This is a genomic window from Curtobacterium sp. GC_Cur_3 (assembly GCF_026544205.1).
GTDB lineage: Bacteria > Actinomycetota > Actinomycetes > Actinomycetales > Microbacteriaceae > Curtobacterium.
Genome location: NZ_JALNUI010000022.1, coordinates 43,824 through 68,114 on the forward strand (window position 1 = coordinate 43,824; position 24,291 = coordinate 68,114).

18 protein-coding genes are annotated in these 24,291 nt (G+C 73.3%); 6 read left to right on the forward strand and 12 right to left on the reverse strand.

Going from position 1 to position 24,291, the window contains the following annotated elements:
- Positions 1–43 precede the first annotated feature (43 nt).
- Entirely contained in the window at positions 44–913 is an 870-nt protein-coding gene (locus tag OXR63_RS12720; protein WP_267423807.1) for an RDD family protein, read from the forward strand.
- 123 nt (positions 914–1,036) lie between these two features.
- On the opposite strand, the gene ahcY is transcribed toward OXR63_RS12720, so the two are convergent.
- Together ahcY and OXR63_RS12730 are read right to left on the reverse strand one after the other, a co-directional pair.
- Positions 1,037–2,515 carry an adenosylhomocysteinase gene (ahcY, locus tag OXR63_RS12725; RefSeq protein ID WP_267423809.1) on the reverse strand — a complete coding sequence of 493 codons (1,479 nt, stop codon included), beginning with the start codon at positions 2,513–2,515 and terminating at the stop codon, positions 1,037–1,039.
- A 216-nt stretch (positions 2,516–2,731) separates the two neighbouring features.
- Entirely contained in the window at positions 2,732–2,953 is a 222-nt protein-coding gene (locus tag OXR63_RS12730) for a DUF3499 family protein (protein ID WP_267423811.1), read from the reverse strand.
- Between the two features lie 60 nt (positions 2,954–3,013).
- On the opposite strand from OXR63_RS12730, the gene OXR63_RS12735 reads away from it, so the two are divergent.
- A complete protein-coding gene (locus tag OXR63_RS12735; protein WP_267423815.1) occupies positions 3,014–3,454 on the forward strand; it encodes a metallopeptidase family protein in 441 nt (146 codons plus the stop codon).
- Positions 3,455–3,467: 13 nt separating this feature from the next.
- Here the strand turns inward: OXR63_RS12735 and OXR63_RS12740 are convergent, their stop codons facing one another.
- The 5 genes from OXR63_RS12740 to manA form a co-directional block, all read right to left on the reverse strand.
- Positions 3,468–4,862 carry a DUF5719 family protein gene (locus tag OXR63_RS12740; RefSeq protein WP_267423817.1) on the reverse strand — a complete coding sequence of 465 codons (1,395 nt, stop codon included), beginning with the start codon at positions 4,860–4,862 and terminating at the stop codon, positions 3,468–3,470.
- Entirely contained in the window at positions 4,859–7,711 is a 2,853-nt protein-coding gene (locus OXR63_RS12745; RefSeq protein ID WP_267423818.1) for a glycosyltransferase family 2 protein, read from the reverse strand. Before OXR63_RS12745 ends, OXR63_RS12740 begins: the two co-directional genes overlap by 4 nt.
- A gap of 142 nt (positions 7,712–7,853) precedes the next feature.
- Positions 7,854–8,186 carry a WhiB family transcriptional regulator gene (locus OXR63_RS12750; protein WP_374116128.1) on the reverse strand — a complete coding sequence of 111 codons (333 nt, stop codon included), beginning with the start codon at positions 8,184–8,186 and terminating at the stop codon, positions 7,854–7,856.
- Between the two features lie 276 nt (positions 8,187–8,462).
- Positions 8,463–9,425, reverse strand: coding sequence for a UDP-glucose 4-epimerase GalE (gene galE / locus OXR63_RS12755; RefSeq protein ID WP_267423820.1), 963 nt, complete (start codon positions 9,423–9,425; stop codon positions 8,463–8,465).
- Positions 9,426–9,568: 143 nt separating this feature from the next.
- The gene (gene manA, locus OXR63_RS12760) at positions 9,569–10,771 is read right to left on the reverse strand and encodes a mannose-6-phosphate isomerase, class I (protein WP_267423822.1); all 1,203 of its coding nucleotides are present in this window, start codon (positions 10,769–10,771) and stop codon (positions 9,569–9,571) included.
- Between the two features lie 65 nt (positions 10,772–10,836).
- Here manA and OXR63_RS12765 point away from each other — a divergent pair, with 65 nt between their 5' ends.
- Both OXR63_RS12765 and OXR63_RS18455 read left to right on the forward strand, forming a co-directional pair.
- Entirely contained in the window at positions 10,837–12,951 is a 2,115-nt protein-coding gene (locus OXR63_RS12765; protein WP_267423824.1) for an acyltransferase family protein, read from the forward strand.
- Positions 12,952–12,988: 37 nt separating this feature from the next.
- Positions 12,989–14,368: an O-antigen ligase family protein gene (locus OXR63_RS18455; RefSeq protein ID WP_267423826.1), complete on the forward strand. Its 1,380-nt coding sequence runs from the start codon at positions 12,989–12,991 to the stop codon at positions 14,366–14,368.
- Between the two features lie 24 nt (positions 14,369–14,392).
- On the opposite strand, the gene OXR63_RS12775 is transcribed toward OXR63_RS18455, so the two are convergent.
- Positions 14,393–15,787, reverse strand: a complete 1,395-nt coding sequence (locus OXR63_RS12775) for a hypothetical protein (protein WP_267423828.1) — start codon at positions 15,785–15,787, stop codon at positions 14,393–14,395.
- Between the two features lie 94 nt (positions 15,788–15,881).
- Between OXR63_RS12775 and OXR63_RS12780 the strand changes: the two genes are divergently transcribed.
- Positions 15,882–17,195, forward strand: a complete 1,314-nt coding sequence (locus tag OXR63_RS12780; RefSeq protein ID WP_267423830.1) for an O-antigen ligase family protein — start codon at positions 15,882–15,884, stop codon at positions 17,193–17,195.
- A 26-nt stretch (positions 17,196–17,221) separates the two neighbouring features.
- A complete protein-coding gene (locus tag OXR63_RS12785) occupies positions 17,222–18,544 on the forward strand; it encodes a hypothetical protein (RefSeq protein WP_267423832.1) in 1,323 nt (440 codons plus the stop codon).
- Positions 18,545–18,546: 2 nt separating this feature from the next.
- On the opposite strand, the gene OXR63_RS12790 is transcribed toward OXR63_RS12785, so the two are convergent.
- The 4 genes from OXR63_RS12790 to OXR63_RS12805 form a co-directional block, all read right to left on the reverse strand.
- On the reverse strand, positions 18,547–19,299 hold the full coding sequence (locus OXR63_RS12790; protein ID WP_267423833.1) for a polyprenol monophosphomannose synthase: 753 nt from the start codon (positions 19,297–19,299) through the stop codon (positions 18,547–18,549).
- A gap of 35 nt (positions 19,300–19,334) precedes the next feature.
- Positions 19,335–20,723, reverse strand: coding sequence for a hypothetical protein (locus OXR63_RS12795; RefSeq protein WP_267423834.1), 1,389 nt, complete (start codon positions 20,721–20,723; stop codon positions 19,335–19,337).
- Between the two features lie 131 nt (positions 20,724–20,854).
- Entirely contained in the window at positions 20,855–22,933 is a 2,079-nt protein-coding gene (locus OXR63_RS12800) for a hypothetical protein (protein ID WP_267423836.1), read from the reverse strand.
- 231 nt (positions 22,934–23,164) lie between these two features.
- A complete protein-coding gene (locus OXR63_RS12805) occupies positions 23,165–24,196 on the reverse strand; it encodes a glycosyltransferase family 2 protein (RefSeq protein ID WP_267423838.1) in 1,032 nt (343 codons plus the stop codon).
- Positions 24,197–24,291: the final 95 nt, after the last annotated feature.

Consider the following 24,291-nt stretch of genomic DNA (forward strand, 5'->3'; position numbering starts at 1 on the left):
CCCCGGCATGGTCGTGCCGGGGTCGTTCCGACACAATGGAACCATGTCGAAGCGACGGACGCCCCGGGACCTCGCCGACGAGCGCTTCGTCCGGGCCCTCGACGAGACCAGCGACGAGCTCGTCGTCGGCGAGGCGGTCGCGCTCGACGTCGTCCCGGCGGGCATCGCGCTGCGGCTGGCCGCGGGGCTCCTCGACGGGGCCTGCCTGATCGCGCTGTACCTCATGCTGCTGCTCGGGTTCCTGCGGGTCGTCCCCGCCGGCATCGACGAGGCCTGGGTCGCCGCATTGCTGATCGCCTCGATCGTCACCGTCCTCGTGCTGGTGCCCGCGGCCGTCGAGACCGTGACGCGGGGCAAGAGCGTCGGGCGGTACGCCCTCGGCACCCGGGTCGTGCGGGTCGACGGCGGCGCGGTGTCGTTCCGGCACGCGTTCACCCGGTCGCTCGTCGGGGTGCTCGAGCTGTGGACGACGTTCGGCTCGGTGGCCGTGGTCGTGGCGCTCTTCGGCTCGCGGCCGCGACGACTCGGGGACCTGCTCGCCGGGACGGTCGTGCAGCACGAGCGGCTGCCGCGATCGACGGACCCGGTCGTGCTCCTGCCGCCGTCGCTCGTCGGGTGGTCGGCCGTCGCCGATGTCCGCGCGCTCCCCCAGCGCCTGGAGAACCGACTCGGAGCGTTCTTCCGCGGTGCCGCGTCCGTGCAGCCCGCACTCCGCGACGCCACCGCCCTCGCACTCGCGGCCGAGGTCGCCGAGTACGCGCACCCGGTGCCGCCCGTGCCCGCGGTGGAGTTCCTCGCAGGGGTCGTCGCACTCCGGCGCGAGCGCGACCTGCGGGCGTTCGGGTCCCGCGCGCGGACGCTCGCCGACGCGACGGCGACAGCCGGGGCGCGCCCGCCGGGCTTCCCGCGCTGAGGCGCTGCCACGACAGCTCGCGCCGCTACGTCGCGCCGGAGCGCACCGCGAAACGGACACAGCACCGCGCACTTGCGCAGTGCTGTGTCCGTTCCGTGGTGCGGCGCCGCCGCCGGCAGCGGCTCAGTACCGGTAGTGGTCCGGCTTGAAGGGGCCCTCGACCGGGACGCCGATGTAGGACGCCTGCTCCGGCCGGAGCTCGGTCAGCCGGACACCGAGCGCGTCGAGGTGCAGTCGTGCGACCTTCTCGTCGAGGTGCTTCGGGAGCACGTACACGCCGGTCGGGTAGGACTCGCGCCGGGTGTGCAGCTCGATCTGCGCGAGGACCTGGTTCGTGAAGGAGTTGCTCATCACGAAGGACGGGTGCCCGGTCGCGTTGCCGAGGTTCATCAGGCGGCCCTCGCTGAGGACCAGGATCGAGCGGCCGTTCGGCAGGCGCCACTCGTGGACCTGCGGCTTGATCTCGACCTTCTCGGCCCCGGGCAGGGTCTCGAGGCCGACCATGTCGATCTCGTTGTCGAAGTGTCCGACGTTCGCGACGATCGCGAGGTGCTTGAGCGCGAGCATGTCCTCGACACCGACGACCCCGAGGTTGCCCGTGCAGGTGACGACGATGTCGACCTGGTCGACGACGTCCGACAGGCGCGCGACCTGGTAGCCGTCCATCGCGGCCTGCAGCGCGCAGATGGGGTCGACCTCGCTGACGATGACGCGGGCACCCTGGCCACGCATGGCCTCGGCCGCGCCCTTGCCGACGTCGCCGTAGCCGACGACGAACACGACCTTGCCGCCGATGAGCACGTCGGTGGCGCGGTTCAGGCCGTCCGGCAGCGAGTGCCGGATGCCGTACTTGTTGTCGAACTTGCTCTTGGTGACGGAGTCGTTCACGTTGATCGCCGGGAACTTCAGCTGGTCGGTGCGCGCCAGCTCGTACAGGCGGTGCACGCCCGTGGTCGTCTCCTCGGTCACGCCCTCGATGTCCGCGGCGATGCGGGTCCAGCGGTCCGAGGAGTCCCGCAACGAGGACGCGATCGTGTCGAGCACGATCCGGTACTCGGCGCTGGCGTCGTCACCGGCGTCCGGCACACGGCCCGCCGCCTCGGCGTCCGCGCCGGTGTGGACGAGCATCGTGGCGTCGCCACCGTCGTCGAGGATGAGATTCGGACCGGTCCAGGAGGCCCCGGCCGCTGCGGCCTCGGCACTCCAGTCGAAGATCTGGTTGGTGCACCACCAGTACTCCTCGAGCGTCTCGCCCTTCCATGCGAAAACGGGCACACCGGCGGGAGCGTCGGGGGTGCCGGTGGGGCCGACCGCGATGGCCGCGGCGGCTTCGTCCTGCGTGGAGAAGATGTTGCAGCTCGCCCAGCGGACCTGGGCACCGAGCGCCGTGAGCGTCTCGATGAGCACGGCCGTCTGCACGGTCATGTGCAGGGAACCAGCGATCCGGGCCCCGGCGAGGGGCTGCGAGGGACCGAACTCCTCGCGCAGGGACATGAGGCCCGGCATCTCGTTCTCGGCGAGGCGGATCTGGTGGCGGCCAGCCTCGGCGAGGCCGAGGTCGGCGACGCGGTGTGCTGCTGCGGCGCGGGTGTCGGTGGGCATGCGGCCAGTCTCGCACGGCCCCCCGACACCACCCGCAGGCGGGAGACACCTCTCGCAGGTGGGAGACACCTCCCGCAGGCGGGAGACACCTCCCGCAGGTGTGCACCGGCCGTCTCGGGTCGGTGCCTGTGGTCGCGGTGGTGGGGCGGGCCTCCAGGCCGGACAGGAGGCCCGGACCACCCGGGTGGGCCGACCTGCGTGCTGCGGGCGGCCGGGTCAGTCGGCGGAGCGTTCCTCGCGGAGCGGCTCACGGCGGATGACGTGCCAGCCCCGGGGCACGCGCAGCCGTGCGGCATGGCGGGCGCACAGGTCGTAACCGTGCGGTTCGACGCGGGTGGAGAGGGGCCCGATGACGACCATCGAGTCGCCGTAGTCGTACGTCAGGGTCGACGAGGCGCTCGCGCCACAGGCGACCTTGCTGCAGATCCGTACGTCCATCTCGACGACGACCCTAACGGACGCCCCGTCGGCGTCCGGTGCCGCGCGTACGATGTGGGGATGCGCCGCAAGCCCCGACTCGTCACCCCGGTCGCCCGCGGCCGCGGGCGGTCCCGCCACGGCCGGGGGTACCGCTCCAGCATCACCGGACCGGAGCTCGCGCCGGTCATCACCCGGGCCGAGGCCTTCGACCGGATCGTCGGCGACACCGCCCACTACCTGCTTGGCCTCTGGCCGGAGGAGCTGCAGGGCGTCGTGTTCCAGGTCGCCGACATGCCGACCGAGTCAGCGCTGCCGGACGAGCTGCCGCGGTGGCGGGTCGAGCACGGTGCGCGTCGGGTGACCGTGTTCCGGATCCCCGTCGAGCGCGTCACCCACTCCCCCGAGAAGGACGACGTCGACCGGCGCATCGTCGTCGAGACCGCGGTGTTCCGTGCGGTCGCCGAGCTGCTCGACAAGGACCCGTGGGACCTGGCGCCGGACCGCTACCGCCACTGGTGAGGCGCGCTCCGCGTCAGGGGTAGACGCGGACGGGGCTGGAGACCTCGGTCGCCGGACGGAGCGGAAACCCCGCCAGGCCGTCGTCGCCCGCGTAGGTGATGCCCGCGACGACCCGGTCGGCACCGGTGATGACGAGCTGCTTCGCCGTCTGGACACGGACGGTGGAGGTGGCCCCGGCCGCGACGTCGACCCGCTGCCGGTCGTCGCCCGACGCGATCGTCACGCGGGCGTCCTCGGTCGTCGGGTTCACCAGGTTGAGGCGGACGCCGTCCCCCGGCGCGACCGCGGTGACGATGCGCTTGCCGAGGGGCTCCGCCGACGCGAACCAGCCGAGGTCCGTGCCGCGTTCCGCCGTCGGCGTGGTCGACCGCGCACCGGCGACGACCGGCTGGGTGGAGCTGACCGTGATCGAGTACCGGCCGTTGTCGAAGTCGTCGAGCGCGACGTCGGTGACCACGCCCGGTTCGGCGGTGGTGTTCACCGTGGTGCCGCCGCCCGTCGCCGTCGTGATGCCGAGGGTGACGCGGGCAGCCCTGGTGCCGGGCACGAACAGCCGGACGACGGGCGCGGCGTCGGCCGTGTCGTCGCCGCGCTGGGCCTGCTGGATGTCGCGGAGGACGACGCCCGGGATGACCTGGGCCCGCGCGGGTCCCGCGCCGCCGGAGACGACGTCGTACCCGCCGGGGGTGAGCGTGCGGACGACGGTCTCCTGCATGTGGGCGACGATCTGGCCGCCGGACGAGGTGACGTGGACGACCGTCGAGGCCTGGTCGGAGACGAAGCCCGACAGCGGCACGACCTTCTGCGAGTTCGGCGCCACGACGATGCCCGTCGTGCCGGGGGCGCTCACGGTGCCGGTCGCGTCGAACACCGACAGGTCGACCGTGGCGTTGACGTCGGTCGGGTTGGAGAGGGTGATGAGGCTGGTGCGGCCGGTCTCGGTCGAGCCGCCGACGAGCCAGGTCGACTGCGAGGGGTCGTCGCACGAGGCGGCACCGATGCCGACCAGGTCGCCGTCGGAGACGCTCTGGTAGCTGGACCCGGCGACCTGCGGGGTGGTGTCCGCCGCCGGGGCGGTGAGCAGCGTCGGGTTGCTGCTGCCCGTGGTCGAGGACTGCAGGTCGGAGCGGTCGACCGTGCTGCCCGTGGTCGCCGTCGCGATGCTGGGCGACCCGACCGGGGTGGCGGTCGTGGCGTCGTTGCCGGCGTCGTCGGAGAGCCGCAGGGCGCTGCCCGCGCAGACGCGTTCGGCGTCGGCCGGCACCGGGGTCACGGTGCGGCCGGCGGGACGGCCCGGCGTCTCCTGGGTGCCGAAGGTGTGCGCGGCGGCGATGGTGCCGGCAGCGACGACCACGGCGATCACGGTGGCGGTCCCGCGGACGACCCAGCGGCGAGCGGTGGTGGTCATTCGTCGCGCTCCTCGTCGAAGGTGGTGGCGGGTTCGTCGGCCTCGAGGACGTTCGAGGTGGCGCGGCGTCGGCGCGGGGCGGTCGGGACGGCGAGGAGTGCCGCGGCGCCGAACACCACCCCGAGGACCACGAGGTAGAGCACGTGCGTGGTCCGCGCCGCGGCGGACCCGGTGCTCGGACGGTCGACGTCGCCCTCGTAGTGGAACAGCTGGCCGCTCGTCGTCTCACCGATGCTCGTGAAGAGCGCGTTCTGGCCGATGGCCCCGGCGGCGCGGTCGTGGACCTGCTGCGCGAGGTCGTCGTCCGGTGCGTCGTCGAGCAGCACGAAGCTGACGCCGAGCTCCTCGAGCGCGGGGCGCGGGTCGTAGCCGCTGCGGCTCGCCAGGTTGCCGGCGAGGGTGGCCAGCCGGGACCCGGAGGACGACAGCGACAGCGCCGTGGCGTCGAGCGTGGTCTGGTCGTCGAGCGTCGAGCCCTGCCCGCGCTCGAGGGACACCGCGAGCGAGCCGTTCGTCTGCGGTTCGACGACGAGCGTGCCGACGTCGGGGTTCGCCTGCGCCTCGGCGTTGACGTAGGCGCTCAGGACCCGGCCCGTGGTCGGCTGGATGACCGCGTTGCCGAGGTAGAACGCGGCGAAGGCGGGCGCCACGGCCGCACCGGCGAACACCGCGGCGACGACCCCGACGACCGGGGCCCGACGTGGCAGCGTGTCGATGCCGATCGACACGGCGACGACGAGCGCGAGCCAGTACACCGTGAGACCGCTGCCCGGCCAGACGATGGTGGTCGTGGCCCCGACGCCGGTGACCGCGACGTGGGTGGCGGCGAAGGCGGTGGCGAACCCGAGCAGCGCGGTGACGAGCGCCACGCCCGCGACGTGCCAGCGGTGGCCGAGCAGGGCGCCGATGGCGGTCACGGCGATCGGGAGCGCGAGGACGGCGAGGGCGATCGGCAGCGCGGCGACGACGGCGGACATGGGCGAGCTCACCGGCAGCCAGCCGTTCCAGTCGGGCAGCGGCTGCCCGATCGCGAGCTGCAGGGCCGAGGGCGCCCGGGTTGCCGAGGGCACGCCCGGGTCCGCGAAGACGCCGAGGGGGTTGCCGCGGGCGATCTGTGTCAGCACCAGCGGCAGGAAGAGCACCGCGGCGGGGACCGGGATGAACACCCGTCGGTGGGCATGCCGCCAGCCGCTCACCAGCGACACGAGCCACCCGATGAGCAGGACCGGCAGGAGCGACGGTGCCGAGGCGGCGACCCCGGCGAACAGCAGCGCGGCGCCGGCGGCGGAGGCCCAGGAGCGGTGCGCCTCGAGCACGGTGAGGAACAGCCAGGGCAGCAGCACGTGCGCGATGACCGCGCCGAGGTGGCCCGTGGTGACGGCGCCGACGAGCGCCGGCGCGATCGTGTACAGCGCCGCGCCCACCACCGGCACCCAGGTGCGCGTCGTGAGCTTGCGGACGACGAACCAGGCACCGAGCGCGGACACCGGGAACGCCAGGAGCATCACGAGCACGACGGCGGTCGACGGCGACCAGGCCACGATCGACCCGAGCACGGCGAGCACGGCGGCGAACGGGTCGCTCGGTCCGGTGGACCCGGTGCCGAGGGTGTGCCAGCCGTAGCCGACGTTCTGCCAGAGCTTCGCGACCGACGTCGACAGCGGCAGGAGCCCGCCACCGGTCAGCGCGGGCGAGCCGAGCAGCGGGAAGAGCGTGACGACGCTGAGGAGCGCCGCGGCCAGGACGACCCAGATGCCGCCGTCGCCGAGGAACGACGCCCGGGCGACCGGGGCGTCCTCGACCCGCGCGAGCTCGACGTCGCGGGAGGTGGTCCGCCGCTCGTGGACCCGGCGCCAGCTGACGCGCAGGGGCTCGACGGCGGCCCACCCGAGCTTCTTCGTGCGCGCCAGTGACCTCCTGGCCCGCGAGACCCCGCCCCCGAAGGCGACGGCGAACGCGGCGGAGAGCTCCCCCGACACCGCCGCCGGGTGCTTCGCGACGAGGTGCCCGATCGCCCGCCCGATCGCGAACGGCACCAGGGTGAGCCAGTGGATCCAGAGCACGCCGAGGGGCGCGTAGGTCATGCGGCGGTGCAGCTGGGCCTGTCGGTGCATCCGCACGCGGCGGCCCTCGGACACGCGCTTGCGGCCGAACTCCTCGATCGGGCCGGCACTCGTGGCCCGCGCCTCGGGCACGACGGCGACACGGTACCCCGCGAGGCGGACGCGCACGCAGAAGTCGAGGGCGGCGTCGACGTCCGGCAGCGCCGGGTCGAACCCGCCGAGCGTCGCCCAGACCGAGCGGCGCACGAGCATCCCGCCGGCGGCGACCGCCATCACGTCGGTGTTGCGGTCGTGCTGGCCCTGGTCCAGCTCGTCCTGCACGAGGACGAGGGACCGGCCGAACCGGGTCATGCTCTCGCCGAGGTCGCGGATGCGCGAGGCGTCACGCGGGTCGACGAGCTTGGGACCGGCGACCGCGACGGACGGGGCGATCTCCACCGCTGCCAGCATCTCGGCGAGGGCTGTCGGCGTTGGGGCGTTGTCGTGCCCGATGAGCCAGAGCCACTCGTCGACGGCCTCGTCGGCCTCGGGACGTGGGACGGCCTTCTCGGCCACGGCGACCGCGTCGCCGAACGACCGGCCCGCCGGGATCCGGGTCAGCTGGGCGGAACCACCGAACTCGAGCTGGGCGGTCGATCCGTCCGTCGAGCCGACGTCGACGACCACCAGGTTCTCCGGGTGCCGGGTCTGACCGGCGAGGGCGTCCAGCGTCCGATCGAGGTGGTCCGCCCCGTTGGCGACGACCAGGACGGCGGTGACACGGGGCTGAGCGGAACTGGGCTGCATGACGGGCGACACTCTACGGACTGGAGGCACGGCTGCAGCCCGGTGGGTCGGCGCGCCGTGAACCTGTGGAGACGATCAACGCGAGGTGCGGGACGGACGTGATCCGGGCCTCCAGATCGGTCCGCCGCGCGGTGGCGCGTCGCTACGCGCGCTTCCTGAGCTTGCGACGCTCGCGCTCGGAGAGGCCGCCCCAGATGCCGAAGCGCTCGTCGTTCTCGAGGGCGTACTCGAGGCACTGCGACCGGACCTCGCACGTGGTGCAGATCTTCTTCGCCTCACGCGTGGAGCCGCCCTTCTCCGGGAAGAAGGCCTCGGGGTCCGTCTGCGCGCAGAGCGAGTCCGCCTGCCAGGCGAGCGGGTTCTCCTCGTCGTCGGTCTCCGGACGTCGGACGCCCGGGACGCCGAGCGCCACGGGGTCGACGTGCCAGTCTTCCGGAACTCCGGCGTGGAAGTCGGAACCGCTCACCCTGATCACCCCTTGGTTCGTCTCGCTGTCGGTCGTTGCCTGTAATTACAGCGGTGTGATTCGCCGGAGTCAAGTCGCGGATCATAAGAGGCACCGAGGGTTCCGGCGTGTCATGTCCCCCATTCGGGCGTGTCGCACCGGTTCTGTCGGCAGGTCGGGGGACACGGCGGGGTTCGGGCGTGGGTCGGGCACGCTCCGACATCGTTCAACGGACACAGCACCGCGGCGGTGCGCGGTGCTGTGTCCGGATCGTGGTGCAGTGCGGGGCGGCGCGCCGGGGGGGGCTCAGCCGACGCGGCGGCGGGCCTCCCAGGCGCTGGAGACCATCTCGTCGAGGGTGTGGCGCATCGCCCAGTCGAGGTCGCGCGCGGCGGCCTCACCCGTGGCCACGATCCGGTCCGGGTCACCCGGGCGGCGCGGGGCGATCTCCGGCTCGAACGGGATGCCGGTGCCGCGGGCCATCGCGTCCATGATCTGCCGGACGCTGACGCCGTCGCCGCTGCCGAGGTTGTAGGCGCGGTCGAGGGGCTCCCCCGCCTCGAGCTTCGCCGCGGCGATGGCGTGCGAGTGCGCCAGGTCGGCCACGTGCACGTAGTCGCGGACGCAGGTGCCGTCGGGCGTGGCGTAGTCGTCGCCGTTGATCCGCGGGGTGCGACCGGCGAGCAGCGCGTCGAACACGAGCGGGAAGAGGTTGTGCGGGCTGGCGTCGTACAGGTCGGGCACGCCGGAGCCGACGACGTTGAAGTAGCGCAGCGACGTCGTGGTGAAGCCGCGCGCGACCTCCATGTCCTTCAGGAGCCACTCGCCGATGAGCTTCGACTCGCCGTACGGCGACTCCGGGTTCTTCGCGGTGGACTCGACGACGGTCTCGACGTCGGGCGTGCCGTAGACCGCGGCGCTCGACGAGAACACGACCTTGTCGACGTCGGCATCGGCCATCGCGCGGAGGAGCGTCGCCATGCCGGTGACGTTCTGCTCGTAGGTGTGCAACGGACGCTCGACGGAGACGCCCGCGTACTTGAAGCCCGCGACGTGCACGACGCCCGTGACCCCGTGCTCCCGGATCGTCCGCGCGACGAGGTCGCCGTCGAGGATCGTGCCCTCGACGAAGGGGACGTCGTCGGGGACGAACGCGCGGAAGCCGCTCGAGAGGTCGTCCAGCGCGACGGTGTCGATGTCCGCCGCGCGGAGCGCCCGGACGACGTGGGATCCGATGTACCCGGCACCGCCGGTGACCAGCCAACTCATGGTCGCCACGCTAGCGGACGCGGCACCGTCGCCCGCCGCGGAGCACCGCGCACCCGCTGCGCGAAGCCGCAGAAGCGCCCTGCAGCGCCCGCCGCCCCGCCGCAGCAGCAGCAGCGCCAGCCGCCCCGCCGCAGCAGCCCCCGCTACGCCCCCGTCGCGATGAAGACCGTCGAGGTGACGCCGTCCGACGAGTCGGCCTCGACGGTGACGTCGCCCTCGTCCGGGGTCACGAAGCACGACTCGCCCCGACGGAGCAGCGTCGCCGAGGTCGCCCCGACCAGCGTCACGACGCCCTCGGTGCAGATGGCGATCGAGGGCCCGGAGAGCGGTGCCACCCCACCCGTGCTGAGCCCGACCGGCCGTCCGTCGCCGGTGACCCGCACGAGCGCGAACCCCACGCCCGCCGGCGCGAAGCGGTCGACGCCGGGGGCGATCTCCTCGGGTTCGAGCAGCGGCGCCGGGTACGCCGTGAAGTCGAGCACGCGGAGCAGCTCCGGCACGTCGACGTGCTTGGGCGTGAGGCCGCCGCGCAGCACGTTGTCGGACGGCGCCATCAGCTCGATGCCGAGGCCGTCGAGGTAGGCGTGGATGTTGCCGGCGGGCAGGTACATCGCCTGGCCGCGGGTGAGCGTCACCCGGTGCATCAGCAGCGACACGACGACGCCGGGGTCACCCGGGTACGACTCGGCGAGCGCCGCGGCGGTGCGGATGTTCGGCGAGGGGTCCTGGACGTCGGGTGCCAGGTGGCCGACGGCGTCGATGACCGCGAGCGCGGAGCCGTCGGCGTCCTCGAGCCACCGCACGGTGTCCTCGAGCCCCTGCTGCAGGTGCGCGACGAGCGGGCCGAGGCGGCCGCTGTCCCCGTCGAGCGTCTCGACGTCGGCGAGCGTGGAGTCGACGGGACGGAAGCCGCTCAGGGCTTCGAACCGGTCGCTGAGCGCCACGACGAGCTCGGGCTTCGGGTACGGGTCCTTGTAGTTGCGGGCGGGGTCGTCGAGCGCGATGCCGGCGGCGTCCTCGCGCGCGAAGCCGTCGCGGGCCTGTTCCGGCGTCGGGTGGGCCTGCAGCGACAGGGGTGCAGCGGCGGCGAGCACCTTGAGCAGGAACGGCAGGCCGGTGCGGTCCCCGCCGAGGGCGACCTGCGGCTCGGCCGCGATCCAGTCGAGCACGGTGTCCGCGCCGCCGACCATCGCGGGGTTCACGACCACGCTGGGGCTGCCCGGGTGTGCACCGAGCCAGAGCTCCGCCTGCGGGGCGCCGGTGACGGTGCGGCCGAGGAGCTCGGGGATGGCGGAGACGGACCCCCACGCGTAGTCGCGGGGGGTGTTGGTGATGCCGAGGAACATGCCCCGAGCGTATCGGCAGCCGGTGTCGTCGCCGTGGACGATCCGCGATACATAGACTCTCCGCGATGTCTGCTCCCCTCGACACCCCGTCGGCGCCCTCGCGTCCGCAGGCCCGCGACACCACGCGGTGGGACGTCCAGGGGCTGCGCGCCTTCGCCGTCCTCGCCGTCGTCGTCTACCACCTGTGGCCGAACCGGCTGCCCGGCGGCTTCGTGGGCGTCGACGTGTTCTTCGTCATCTCCGGGTACCTCATCACCGGACACCTGCTCCGCGAGCAGGTGTCGACCGGGCGGATCGCCCTCGGTCGGTTCTGGGCCCGGCGGGCGAAGCGGCTGCTGCCCGGCGCGTTCCTGACGCTGCTCGCCACCGGCACGGCGGTGCTGCTGGCCGTTCCGAGCACGCTCTGGGGGCAGTACGGCCGCGAGCTCATCGCCTCCACCGTGTACGTGCAGAACTGGCAGCTCGCGTCCGACTCGGTCGACTACCTGGCGTCGGACAACCAGCCGTCGCCGTTCCAGCACTTCTGGTCGCTGTCGGTCGAGGAGCAGTTCTACATCGTGCTCCCGGTCGTGCTGGCGCTGCTGGCGCTCGCGCTCCGCCGCACGCGCTGGCACTCCCCCGTGCGGACGGCGCGGGTCCTGCTCGCCGCCGTCGTCGTGCTCTCGTTCGCCTGGTGCGTCGTGGAGACCCGGACCGCGCCCGGCATCGCCTACTTCTCGACGGCGACGCGGGCGTGGGAGTTCGCGCTGGGTGGGCTCGCGTCCACCGTCGTGCTGTCGGCTCCCGGCACGCGGGTGGCGCGGTGGGTCCGGTCGGGAGGCTCGTGGCTGGGTCTGGTCCTGCTGCTCGCGTCCCTGTGGGCGATCTCCCCGGCGACCCCGTTCCCGGGCACCGCAGCGCTGCTGCCCGTGGTCGGGGCGGCGCTCGTGGTGCTGCTCGGCGGCCACTCCGGGCTGGCCGTGCTCGGTCGGTTCGCGCCCGTGGCGTTCCTCGGCCGGATCTCCTACTCCGTGTACCTCTGGCACTGGCCCGCGGTCGTGCTCCTGCCGATCGTCCTCGGGCACCCGCTCGGCACGCGGTCGAAGCTCGTCGTGCTCGTCGGGTCGGTCGTGGTCGCCGCGCTGACGACGCTCCTCGTCGAGGAACCCCTGCGCTTCTCCTCCTGGGTCCGCGCACTCCGGCCGCGTCGTGTGGCGCTCTACGGTGCCCTCAGCACCGTGCTCGTCATCGGGCTCGGGGCGAGCACCCTCGGGGCACTCCAGGTGCAGCAGGACCAGGCCGCGGCGTACCAGCAGCGGCTGCAGGCCGGCGACGTCGCCTGCTTCGGCGCCGCCGCCCGCATCGGGTCCGCCGACCCCTGTGTCGACCCGAGGCTCGCCGGCGTCCGGGTGCCGGCGCCCGCTGCCGCCGGGTCGGACGACCAGAACCGCGCGGCGTGCTGGTCGAACACCACGGCGGACTTCAACGTCTGCTCACTGGGTCCGGAGACGGGGTACTCGAAGCACCTGCTCGCCGTCGGCGACTCGCACAACAACGCCCTGATCTCGGCGTACCGGGCGATCGCCGAGCAGCGGCACTGGCGCATCGACGTCGCCGGCCACATCGGGTGCTACCTCACGACCGCCGAGCAGTGGGCGCCGTCCCAGGCCTACACGGACACCTGCCAGGGCTGGAAGCGTTCCGCGACCGCGTGGATCCGCTCGCACGCGGACCAGCTCGACGGCGTCGTGGTGACGCACGCGACCACGAAGAGCCCGGTCATCGTCCCGGCGGGCAGCACGAACGAGGCGACCGTCGTCGACGGACTCGTCGGTGCGTGGCGGTCCGCGACCGACAACGGCGTGCCGGTCGTCGCGATCCGGGACAACCCGGTCGCCCGCCCCGACACCCTCGACTGCGTGGCGCAGATGCGCGGGCCGACGACGACCGCGTGCGACGTGCCGCGGGCCCAGGCGACGGCGTCGTTCGACGGGTCGCAGCAGGCCGTCGCCCGGGTCGGCGCGATGGCCGCGTACGTCGACATGACCGACTGGTACTGCACCGTGGACAGCTGCCCGGCGGTCGTCGGGGGCGTCGTGGTGCACCGGGACCCGACGCACCTCACCGCGACCTACGCCACCACCCTCGCGCCCTTCCTGGGTGCCAGGATCGCGCGGGCCCTGGACGCCGTCGGACGCTGAGCACGGTCGCCGTCCTCCCGGGCGTTAGCCTGTCCTCGTGACGAACACCTGGCCCCTGGCGCGCGGCACCGTTCCCGAGCGCGAGGTCTTCGCCTTCGCCACCGCGGTGCTCGCCACGCTGTTCGCCGGGGACGCCCTCCCGAACATGCTCACGTGGTACGGCGCCGCCGTGGTCTGGGCGCTCGAGGGTGCGTGGGGCGTCGCGATCGTCGTCCGCGCCCGACCCACCATCCGACGGACCCCGCGGTCGCTGTGGGTCTTCCTGGCCTGGTGCCTGGTCTCGGTGGCGTGGTCGCACTGGCGCTTCGCCACGATCGCGAGCCTCGTCGCCCAGGTCCTCTGCGCCCTCGTCGCGTTCGCGATCGCGTCCGGGCTGACCTGGCGCCGGCTGCTCGACGCGATGAGCCTGGCGTTCCGGTCGGTGCTCGGCCTCTCCCTGCTGTTCGAGGCGGTCGTGGCGGTCGTCGTGCGGCACCCCATCGCGCCGATCTGGACCCACTACGGCGACCGGAAGATCCCGGACGCGTTCTACTTCTCCCGCGCCGAGCTGTTCACGGGTGGCCGCATCCAGGGGCTGCCGGGCAACGCCAACCTCCTCGCGATGGTCGCCCTGCTGGCCGCGATCGCCGTCGCCCTACAGCTCGCCGAGGGCCGGATCCGACGCAACAGCGGGATCGGCTGGCTCGTCGTCGCCGCCGTCGTGTTCCTGCTGACCCGCTCCTCGACCGTCGTGGTCGCGGCCGCGGTCGTCGCCCTCGCGCTCCTCGCCGCCCTGGTCGTCCGCCGGGTGCCGACCGAGCGCCGGACGCCCAGGTACCTCGCGATCGCCGGCATCGCCGTCGTCGTCGTGGTCGTCGGGGTCCTGTCCCGCGGTGTCCTGGCCGGGCTCCTCGGCAAGAGCGCGGACTTCACGGGTCGCGGGGCGATCTGGCAGGCCGTCCTCGGGCAGGTGCACGAGCACCCCGTCCTCGGCCTCGGCTGGATCGGGTACTGGTGGCCGAGCATCCACGAGCTCGCGGACCTCGCTCCGCGCAACGGCGTCACCTACCTGCAGGCGCACGACGCGTACCTCGACGTGTGGATGCAGACGGGCATCATCGGGCTGGTCCTGTTCGCCGTGTACGTGCTGACGACGCTGAACCGCTCGTGGTCCTGCGCCACCCGGATCGGCTACGACGCCAGCCTGCAGCCACGCCGTTTCGACCCGGTGTCGCTCCTGCCGCTCCTCGTCGTCGTGGCGCTCCTGGTGCAGTCGGTCGCGGAGTCACGGCTGCTCTACCAGGGCAACTGGGTGCTGTTCGCCCTGATCGCGGTCAAGTCGCGCATCGTGCTGGTCGGCGAGGAGCCGGTGTCGGTCGGCGACGGCCCCCGCACACCCCTGGCGAAGCGCGAGTTCCGGCAGCGCGCTCGCCGCTGACTCCGGACTGCTGGGCCTGCCGGCTCAGTGACGCCCGCTCGACCGGTCGGCCTGCAGCACGAGGGTGCACGGCACGCTGGCTGCCCACGGGACCGAGCGGACGAGCACCGACGCCGGGTGGTCGCCGGCACGGCAGGACGCCGCGGCCCGCAGGACCTGTGGCTGCCACTCCGGGCCGCCGTCGCGCGTCGTCGGGCCGGGACCGGCGGCACCGACCCAGGTCGTGACCAGGGCGGCGACCACGACCCAGCCGACGGCCGCGCGGACGACGCGGGCCGGGCCTCCCGACCGGGTCACCGGCACCGGGGCGGACGTGGGCCGGGCCGCGCGGCGCTCCGGGTCCACCAGCGTGGCCGCGGCGACCACGACGGCCATCGTGAGGAGCAGGCCTGCGGCGGCGGCGTACCGCGACGGTGTCTGGGCCTCCAGCTGCGCGGGGGTGGCCGTCGTCCACCGCTCGTCCGCCGACGCGTTCGCGACCAGCGCCGCGGCCCAGACCACGGCGGACCCGACCGGCAGCGCGACGAGCAGCACGCGCGTCCGCCACGAGCCCTGGAGCGCCGCCACCACGAGCACGGCCAGCAGTACGACGGCCGGGACGACCAGGACAGCCCAGCCGTGGGCGACCACGGCACGGCCCACGGAACCGAGGTGCGACGTCCCGAGTCCACCCACCACGCTGAACAGGTACCCGGCGGCGACGTCGGCGACGCCCGGGTCCCCGGGGCGGGAGGCCCGGGCGGTCACGAGCGCCGTCACGACCTGCGCGGCTCCCCCGGCGAGCGCCGCCACCGCCATCGGCAGCGCACGGCGCGCTGCACGGCGGTCGCCGTCGCGCGGCCACCAGGCCACGAGCAGCAGCGGGAGGAAGAGCACGGTCTGCACCTCGGTGCAGGTCACGAGCACCGCGGCGGCGGCGGCAGCGGCGGCGCCCCACCGGGTGCGCGGGCGGAGCGTGAAGAGCCAGGGCGACAGCACCAGCGCGAAGGTGTGCAGGTTGGCGGCGTTCCCGGTGACCTCCCACGGTGCGCTCGGCAGCAGCACCGGGACGGCGGCGAGCACCAGCCGGAGCGGCCACGGGCGGACGACGTCGCGCGCGAGCACGAACACCGCGGCGCAGACCACGCCGGCCAGCGCGCAGCAGAGCGAGGAGACGGCAAGCGCGTAGCGGTCGATCGGCAGGGCGAACGCGGCGTCGACCACGAGTCGGGGCACGAGGTGCAGGTACCCGGCGTACGGGTGGAACAGGCTGCCGACGGGGCCGAGCGCCAGGTGCTCGCGGAAGAACAGGCCGGTGTCCTCGGCCCAGCCGGTGCCGCGGGCGACGGGCCCCAGGCGGACCCACGCGGTCGCCGTCGCGGCCAGCGCGATCGCGATGACACCGAGGACGGTGCGGAGCCTCGTCGTCGTCCGTGTCATAGCGGATCGACGATAGTGGAGACATCGCGCTCCGCGATGTCGACGCACCGGCACCGCGGGGCGGTCGACCGGCCGCGTGGTCCAAGATGGTCGGGTGACGGACGGCAGGGTGACCAGGCGCGCGCTCGCGCGGCGGTACCTGTCCGCCTGGATCGGGTTCTCGGCCGGAGGGCGGTTCAGTCAGGCGCTCGCGACCGTGATGCTGCTCTTCGCGTTCGGCGAGCCGACGGTGCGGGCGCTCGTCGGAGCGGCCGGCACCTGGGCGGTCCTGGTGACCCTCGTCGTCCTGGGCGGTCTCAGCCTGCTCGGGCAGCGCTACCGCATCGAGTGGCACGGCGTGCTGCCGCTCTCCCTGCTGGCGTTCGTCGGGTACTGCGCGCTGAGCGTGCTGTGGAGCGAGTACTCGTGGGTCGCCCTGCGCGGCTTCGTGGCCACCGTCGGGTTCATCGGGCTCGGGCTGTACCTGGCACTCGGCCGTGACCTCGTGCAGGTGATCCGTGCCGCCGGTGACGCCTTCCGCATCCTCCTCGTCGTGGCCCTCGGGCTCGAGGTCCTGTCCGGGCTGGTGCTCGACGTCCCCATCCCCGGCTTCGGCATCCGCGGTGACATCGCGTACGGCGGTCCGATCCAGGGCATCGGCGGCACGCGCAACTTCATGGGCTTCGTCGCCGCGGTGGCCCTGGTGACCTTCGTCGTCGAGTTCCTCACCCGGTCGGTGACGATGTGGCGGGCCATCGGGTCGACCGCGTTGGCCGTCATCGCGCTCATGCTCGTGCAGTCCCCCATCACCGGGCTCGCGATGATCGCCCTCGCCGTCACCGCCCTGGCGCTCTGGGCCCTCCGACACGCGCGGCCGCGCACCCGGCCGGTGGTGAACGGTGTGCTCGGGGTCTTCGTCGTGGCCGTCGGGGTGGTGGCCGTGCTGGCGCGGCACCGGATCCTCGCCGAGATCGGCGCCGCCGGCGGGAGCGCGACCCGCCTGACGCTCTGGTCGCAGATCCAGGTGCTCATCCAGCAGCACCCGATCCAGGGCTGGGGATGGGTCGGCACCTGGCCGACGGAGCAGGTCCTGCCGTTCGCCGTCTTCGTCGACTCGTCCGGCGCGCGGTTCACCTCGGGCCTGAACGCGTTCATCGACGCGTGGCTGCAGATCGGCCTGGCCGGTGCGCTCCTGCTGCTCGCCGCCGCGCTCCTGGCCTTCGCACGCGCCTGGGTCACCGCGACGACGTTCCCGGGCGTCGCCTACGTCTGGCCGGCCGCCGTGCTCGTGCTGCTCGCGGTCACCAGCGCCGCGGAGAGCTACCTGCTCTCCGGGGCCGGTCTGATGGTGTTCACCACGGTGCTCGTGGTCGCCGCCCGACGCCGGTCGTGGCGTCGCCACCTGCCGCGCGCCGAGCACCCGGCCTGACCCCGATGGACCGCTACGGTGTCGTGGTGCACCCCCGAACGCTCGAGCGCGTCGCCATGTGCGTCGTGGCCGCCGTCTTCACGGCCCTCAACGTCCTGATGAAGCTGCCGTGCACGGTGCCGGGTCCCGCCGACCTGCCGCGCGGCGCCTTCGTGTCGCAGTACGGGTGCTGGTCCGACGTCGCCGCGCTCTGGAACACCCGGGGGCTCGTCGAGCACGTGTTCCCGTACGTCCACGGGTCCGAGCTCGGCCACGGCACCGTCGAGTACCCGACCCTCACCGGGGTCTGGGTGTGGCTGACCGCGCTGCCCGTGGACACCGCGCGCGGGTTCCTCCTCGTCACCGGGGTCGTCGCCGGCGTGCTCGCCGTGGTGGTCACGCTGCTGCTCGTCCGCGTCGCCGGTCGACGCGCGTGGGTCTGGGCCGCGACGCCGCCGCTCGCGCTGTACGCCGCGTTCAACTGGGACCTGCTCGCCGTCGCGTGCACGGTCGTCGGACTGGTCGTGGTGCTCCGCGCACCGAGCACGTGGTCGCCCCTGGTCCGCTTCGCCGTCGCCGGGGCGGCGTTCGGCCTCGGCGGCGCGTTCAAGCTCTACCCGCTGATGTTCCTGGCGCCCCTCGCCATCGCGGCGCTGCTCGACCGGGACGCCCCGCTCGGCGCCCGGGTCCGTCGCACCGGAGCCGCCCTGGGCACCGGGGTCGGCGTGGTCCTCGCCGCCAACCTGCCGTTCGTGCTGGTCAACGTCGAGGGGTGGCTGTCGGTCTTCCGGTTCCAGGCCGCGCGACCGATCGGTCCGTCCACGCTGTCGATCTGGTACTACGGGCTGCTGCCCAGGTCGGCGGACCTCGACGGGCCGTTCCAGCAGACGATGGGCACGATGGCCACGGCAGCCACCGCCGTCGGCATCCTCGCCGTGCTCGTGGTGACGGTCGTGCTCGCGCTCCGTCGCGGGACCACGCCGTGGCTGCAGTCCGCCGCGGCGCTGCTCGCCGTCTACATGGTGTGCAACAAGGTCGCGTCGCCGCAGTACGTGCTGTGGCTGCTGCCGTTCCTCGTCGTGCTGCGGGTCGGCGGGTGGTGGATCGGCGCGTACCTGGTGGCCGACCTGTGCGCCGTCGTCGGGTTCTTCCGCAACACCTACGCCACGGCGCTCGGGGCCGGAACACAGACGTGGGCGTTCCAGGCGATGACCGTGGGCATCTGGGGGCGGGCGGCACTGCTCGTGGCCTTCGTGGTGCTGTTCTTCCGCACGCCGGTGGTGGTGGCGGGGGCAGCGCTCAGCGAAGGCGAGCGCGAAGCCGAGCCGGACCCGGTGCTGGAGCCGTCGTCGACGTCACCCGCGCCCTGACCTCACCGGCGCCGGGTGAACCGACGCTGCAGCCCCCACTGCGTGGTGCGGAGCATCGCCTCGACGACGATGGCCTGGCTCATCTTCGAGACGCCCCGCACACGGTCGCGGAACTCGATGGGGACCTCGACGATCGTCCCGCCGAGGTCGTGCACCCGCAGCGTCATGTCGACCTGGAAGCAGTACCCCTTCGAGTCGACCGAGTCCAGGTCCATCCGCGCGATCGCCTCGGCGCGGTAGACCCGGAAGCCGGCGGTGATGTCGTGCACGTCGAGGCCGAGCACGACCCGGGCGTAGGCGTTGCCGCCGCGGCTGAGGAGCTCGCGGCGCTTCGGCCAGTCCACGACCGAGCCACCCGGGACCCAGCGCGACCCGATGGCGAGCAGCACGTCGTCCGCGGGGTCGGCACCGGCGACGGCCTCGATCATCGCGGGCAGCCGGTCGGCCGGGTGCGACCCGTCGGCGTCCATCTCGATGAGCAGGTCGAACTGCCGCTCGAGCCCCCACCGGAACCCCGCCACGTAGGCCGTGCCGAGCCCGAGCTTGCCCGCACGACGGAGCAGGTGCACGCGCTCGTCCTCCGCGGCCATCGCCGCGACGATGTCCCCCGTGCCGTCGGGGCTGCCGTCGTCCACCACGAGCACGTGCGCAGCGGGCACCACGTCGAGGACCCGTCCGACGATCTCGTGGACGTTCTCGGCCTCGTCGTAGGTGGGGACGATGACGAGCGAGCGTGGTGCTGGGGTCTGGTGCATGGTTCTCTCTGCAGGGGATCGGTCGGCGCTGGTGCTCAGCGCGGGTCGGTCGGGAAGGTGTCGTCCTGGATCGTCGAGCACGCCAGGGTCACGCCCCACCCCCATGGTGCTTGTTCGAGCCGGGAGTCCGCTGCTCCGCCGTCGCAGTCGCGCTCGCCGTGCCGGAACTCGGCGCTCCAGGTGGGCGCCCCGGACCGCGCAACATCGGACGGTGCTGCGCGCAGGGCGAGGCCGCCGCAGACACCGATCAGGACGACCGCGGCCACGATCGTCGTCACGGTGCGGCCGACGCGGACCAGGCGTTCCGCGGCGAGCACGACCAGCCCGATGAGGAACATCGACGCGGGTGCGGCGTACCGGACGTAGCCGGTCTGCCCGAGGAACGTGATGCCGTGCTCGGAGAAGTCGATGAGCGGCGTCGGGTTCAGGACGACGCCGGCGGCCCAGACGAGCGGGGACCCGACCAGGAGCGCGATGGTCAGTGCGCGGAGCCGTCCGAGTCCGTCCCCGCGGCGCCAGCGCCCGACGAGCACGACGGCCGCGGCGGCCACGAACACGAGCGCGAGCACGACGGCGAGCCCGAAGCCGACCTGCGCGAGCCGGACCGCGGCCGAGCTGGCCTTCGGGTAGAGCGTGCTGAGCACGGGCTCGAGGAACCACCCCGTGACGACGTCGGACGGGTCCTGGTGCATGGGGGTCCGGACGCGGGACGAGCTGAGGACCGACAGCAGCTGCAGTCCGAGGCCGAGCAGGAGCGCGCCGCCGATCGGCCAGGCCCGCCGGTTCCGCCATGCCAGGACGAGCACGAGCATCGGGACGAAGTAGACGGCCTGGATCTCGCTGACCGCGACGACGAACGCGATGACCGCGGGGGCCACCGCGCCGGTCCACGTCCGCGGGCGGACGAGCAGCAGCACCGGGGTCAGGAACAGCAGGAAGGAGTGCAGGTTGGCGCTGTTCCCGAGCACCTCGAAGGCCACGACCGGTGTGAGTGCCGGGACGAGCGCGAACACCGCACGGACGGCGGTCGTCCGGATGGTCCCGCGCGCGAACACCATCGTGGCCGCCGCCACCAGACCGACGACGACACAGCACAGCGCGGTGACCGTCCTCGCGTAGGACTCCGCGGGCAGCGCGGCGGCGACCTCGGCGACGAGCCGCGGGACGAGGTGCTGGTACCCGTCGTACGGGTGCACCAGGGACGCGAACGGCCCGAGCTGCAGTCGCTGGGTGAGGAAGACCGCGGCGTCCTCGGCCCACAGCGTGTCGCGGGCACCGGCGGGGAGCCGGCACCAGGCGATCGCCGCGGCGAGCAGCCCGACGACGACGGGCAGCACCACGTCGGCGGTGCGGGCGAGCCAGACGGGGGCCGTCCGTCCTGCCCGGCGCGCGCCGGCGAACGGAGCGACGGCGGTGGGACTCATGACGGTCATCATGTCGGACTCCCCCGCGTCGGGGCGAATCCGCGCCGACGTCCTCGTGAGGGAATCCGCAGGGGCCGGTCCCCGCACCGTCCGCCGACGCGCTCGGCTCGCGGTGCGGGGCCCGTCGGCGGTCAGCGGACCGTGACGGTCGAGCAGCCGAGCGTCGTGTTCGTGCCGCCGTTGGCGTCGATGCCGTAGGCACACACCCGGTGGGAACCGGGGGCCGCCCCGACGGTGGTCGCGAACCCGCGGTTCGCGCCGGCTGCCGGGTGGGCGCGCTGGACGTCGCCACGGGCCTGGTTCGCCGTGGTCGGCGTCATCGCGCTGTCGACGTAGACGTGCACCGCGACGGGTGCCGTCGTGTCGGCGTCCCACGCCCAGCCCGTGACCGCGACGCCACCGCTGACCGGGGTCACCGAGTCGAGGCTGCCGACGGGGGCGCTGCCGACCTCGGCCGTGGCGCACTGCAGCGTCGGGTTGTCGGACCCGGCGCCGACGTTGATCGCGTAGACGCACACCTGGTGCGGCCCCGGCGCGGCGGCGATCGTGGCCGTGAAGCCGTGCGGCGCGCCGTAGGCCGGGTAGGCCCTGGCCAGGTCCGACCGGGCGACGTTCGCCGCCACCCGACGACCGACGCCGTCGACGTACACGTCCACGTTGATCGGCGCGGTGGTGTCGCCGTCGATGGCCCAGCCGCGGAGCTGGATCGCCTTCGCCGTCGTCGTCACGCTGTCCACGCGGCCGGTCGGCACCGAGCCGACCGCCCGGACGGAGACGCAGTCGCGGAGCAGCTTGTCCTGGCCCGCACCGACGTTGACGCCGGTGACACAGACCTGCTGGGTGCCGGTCGTGGTCGGGAACACCCTGTCGAACCCGTGCGCGCCACCGGCGGCGGGGTAGACCCGGGCCACGTCGCCGCGTGCCTGGTTCGCCGTGAGCTTGGTGGTCGTGGACCCGACGGCGATCTGCACGCCGATCGACGACGTCTGCGCGTTCGGGTCGATGGCCCAGCCGCGGACGCGGATGCCACCGGGGACCGCCTGTGCCGTGTCGATCGACCCGAACGGGGACGCCTTGGCGACGGTGACCGTCGCGCAGCCGAGCGTCGTGTTCCGGGCACCGTCGACGCTCACCGCGTAGACGCAGACCCTGTGCGAGCCCGGCGTGGCGACGACGGCGGACGAGAACCCGTGGGAGTTGCCGTAGCCGGGGTGTGCGCGACCGACGTCGCTCCTGGACGTGTCCGCCATGATCTGCGACGCCTTCGAGTCCACGTAGACGTGCACCTTCGTCGCGGCGGTGGTGGTCGTGTCGATCGCCCATCCGCGGACGTTCACGACCTCGCCGCCACCGGTGACGGCGTCGAGGCTGCCGATCGGCTTCGCGTTCTCGGTCGGCGACCCGAACCACTCGCTGTAGAGCCGCCAGAAGTTCCGGTTGCCGTACGCCGAGCAGGAGTCACCCGTGCCGTAGAGGTTGTTGAGCGCCGCGGTGTTCGGCGTGTACGGCGTGTAGTAGTACAGCGCGGCCGTCGCCTTGTTCTGCACCGCGACGGGCTTCGTGCCGCACGACGTCGGCACGTTGTACTGGATCTGCCGCGTGCCACCCGGGTTGAACCAGGTGAAGTAGTTGGTGGTGCCGGCCGGGTTGCCGTAGCGCTTCCACTGCCAGGCGGACCAGTAGACCTGGTTGCCGACGCCCGCGTAGGCGGGGTCGCAGTGCCCACCGGCGTTGTCCGGGCAGGCGTAGCCCATGGCCCGCTCGAGCCGGGACGCGGAGGGGTTGCGCGCGGTGCTGCCGTTGACCAGGGTCTGCTCCTTCTGGAGCGTCACCAGGATGACCTTCGGGCTGATGCTGCACGCCACGGCGACGCGGGAGATCATCACCGCGGCGGAGAGGTTCGACCCGCCCGTGACCGCACCGCACATCGGGTCGCTGCCGCGGGAGTTCATGCTGAACTTCCCGACGTTCAGGCAGGAGCTCGACGCACACGTGCCGATCTGGGAGCTCAGGAACGACTGGATCTGCGCGGCCGACATCGCGTCGCCGTCGTAGAAGTTCGCGTCCGAGATGATGTTGCCCGCCGAGAACGACGAGCCGCTCAGCGCGGACGCGGACTCCTGCCCGGAGATCGGACCGGACAGCTGGAAACCGACCAGCACACTCGCTGCTGCGAGCACGCTCGCGATGATGGCGACGACCTTCTTCACGTCGTTGGGCCTTCCCTTGTGGCGTCGACGGGGTTGATGACGTGCGCGATGCGCTCTGCGCGAGCGGTCGACCCCTGACGAACGACCGATGCACTCGGGTCACATCAGGCTACCTGGACCACAGTGATCACACAGCCCCCACGTCGGCCCCCGAACGGGAGGCTCGGATCACCCCCGGCGGATCCGCTCCGGTCCGCCGTCGCCACGGCTGTGTGCTGCCTGTGTGCCCGCTCAGTCCGCTGCGACCAGTCCAGCCTCGACCCGGCTGCGCGCGGCCCGGTCGAACCCGTCGGCCCGCCGGGCGCGACGGGCGTGCCGGAGCACGGCAGGGGCCTCCAGGGCGAGTCGCCGCCACGCGGCGGGCGGGAGCTGCGCGGCACCGGGTCGGAGCAGGTCACGGACCATCCGCCCGAGCGTCCGCCACACGACGCGGGCGACCATGCCGGCCGAGGCGTTCCGGACGACGACGGCCAGCCGGTTCCGCATGCTCTGGTACCGGACCAGGGGGCCGTCGCTGCCGGAGCTGGCGGCGTGCCGGTGCACGACGACGGCGTCGGGGGCGTGGCGGACGTCGTACCCGGCCAGGCGGAGGCGCCACGCGACGTCGAGGTCCTCGTAGTACATGAAGAGCGACTCGTCGAAGCCGCCGACCTCGGCGAGCGCGCTCCGACGGAGGAAGGCCGCGCCACCGGAGAAGCCGAAGAGCGGTTCGGACTCCGGCGCGTCCTCGAGCGGACGCAGCCAGTCCCGGTCACGACCGTTGCCGGACCGGTCCAGCACGACCCCGGTGCCGTTCACCAGGGTCTGTCCCGGCTCCGCGCGACGCCAGCGACGGCCGTCGGCGCGGGCCAGGTCGTCCTCGGACCGGGGCGCGCCCGGTGCGACGGGGACGAAGTGGCCCTCCAGCACCGCGGTGGCCGCGACGGCCGCGACGCGCTGGCCCCCGGCTGCCAGCACCGCGAGGCCGCGGTCGAGGAACCCGTGGTCGGCGACCGCGTCGTTGTTGAGGAACACCAGCACGTCACCCGAGGACGCGGCGATGCCCCGGGCGACGCCCCCGGCGAACCCCGAGTTCGTGCGCTCGGCGACGACGACGATCCCGGGGTGGTCCGCGCGGTAGGCCGCGACGGTGGCGTCGTCGGCCTCGTTCACGACGAGCACCACCTCGACGGTGGCGTCCAGCCGCTGGGACGACACGGACTCGACCGCACGCCGCGTCAGCGCGGGCTGGTGCCAGTCGACGATGATCACGGAGACGTCCACGCGGCCCAGTCTCCCAGGTCCGCCGAGCCCCCTGACCCCGATCGGTATAGTTGCTTCCGCCTTCCGGGGCACCACCGCCGTCCGACGTATGGAGT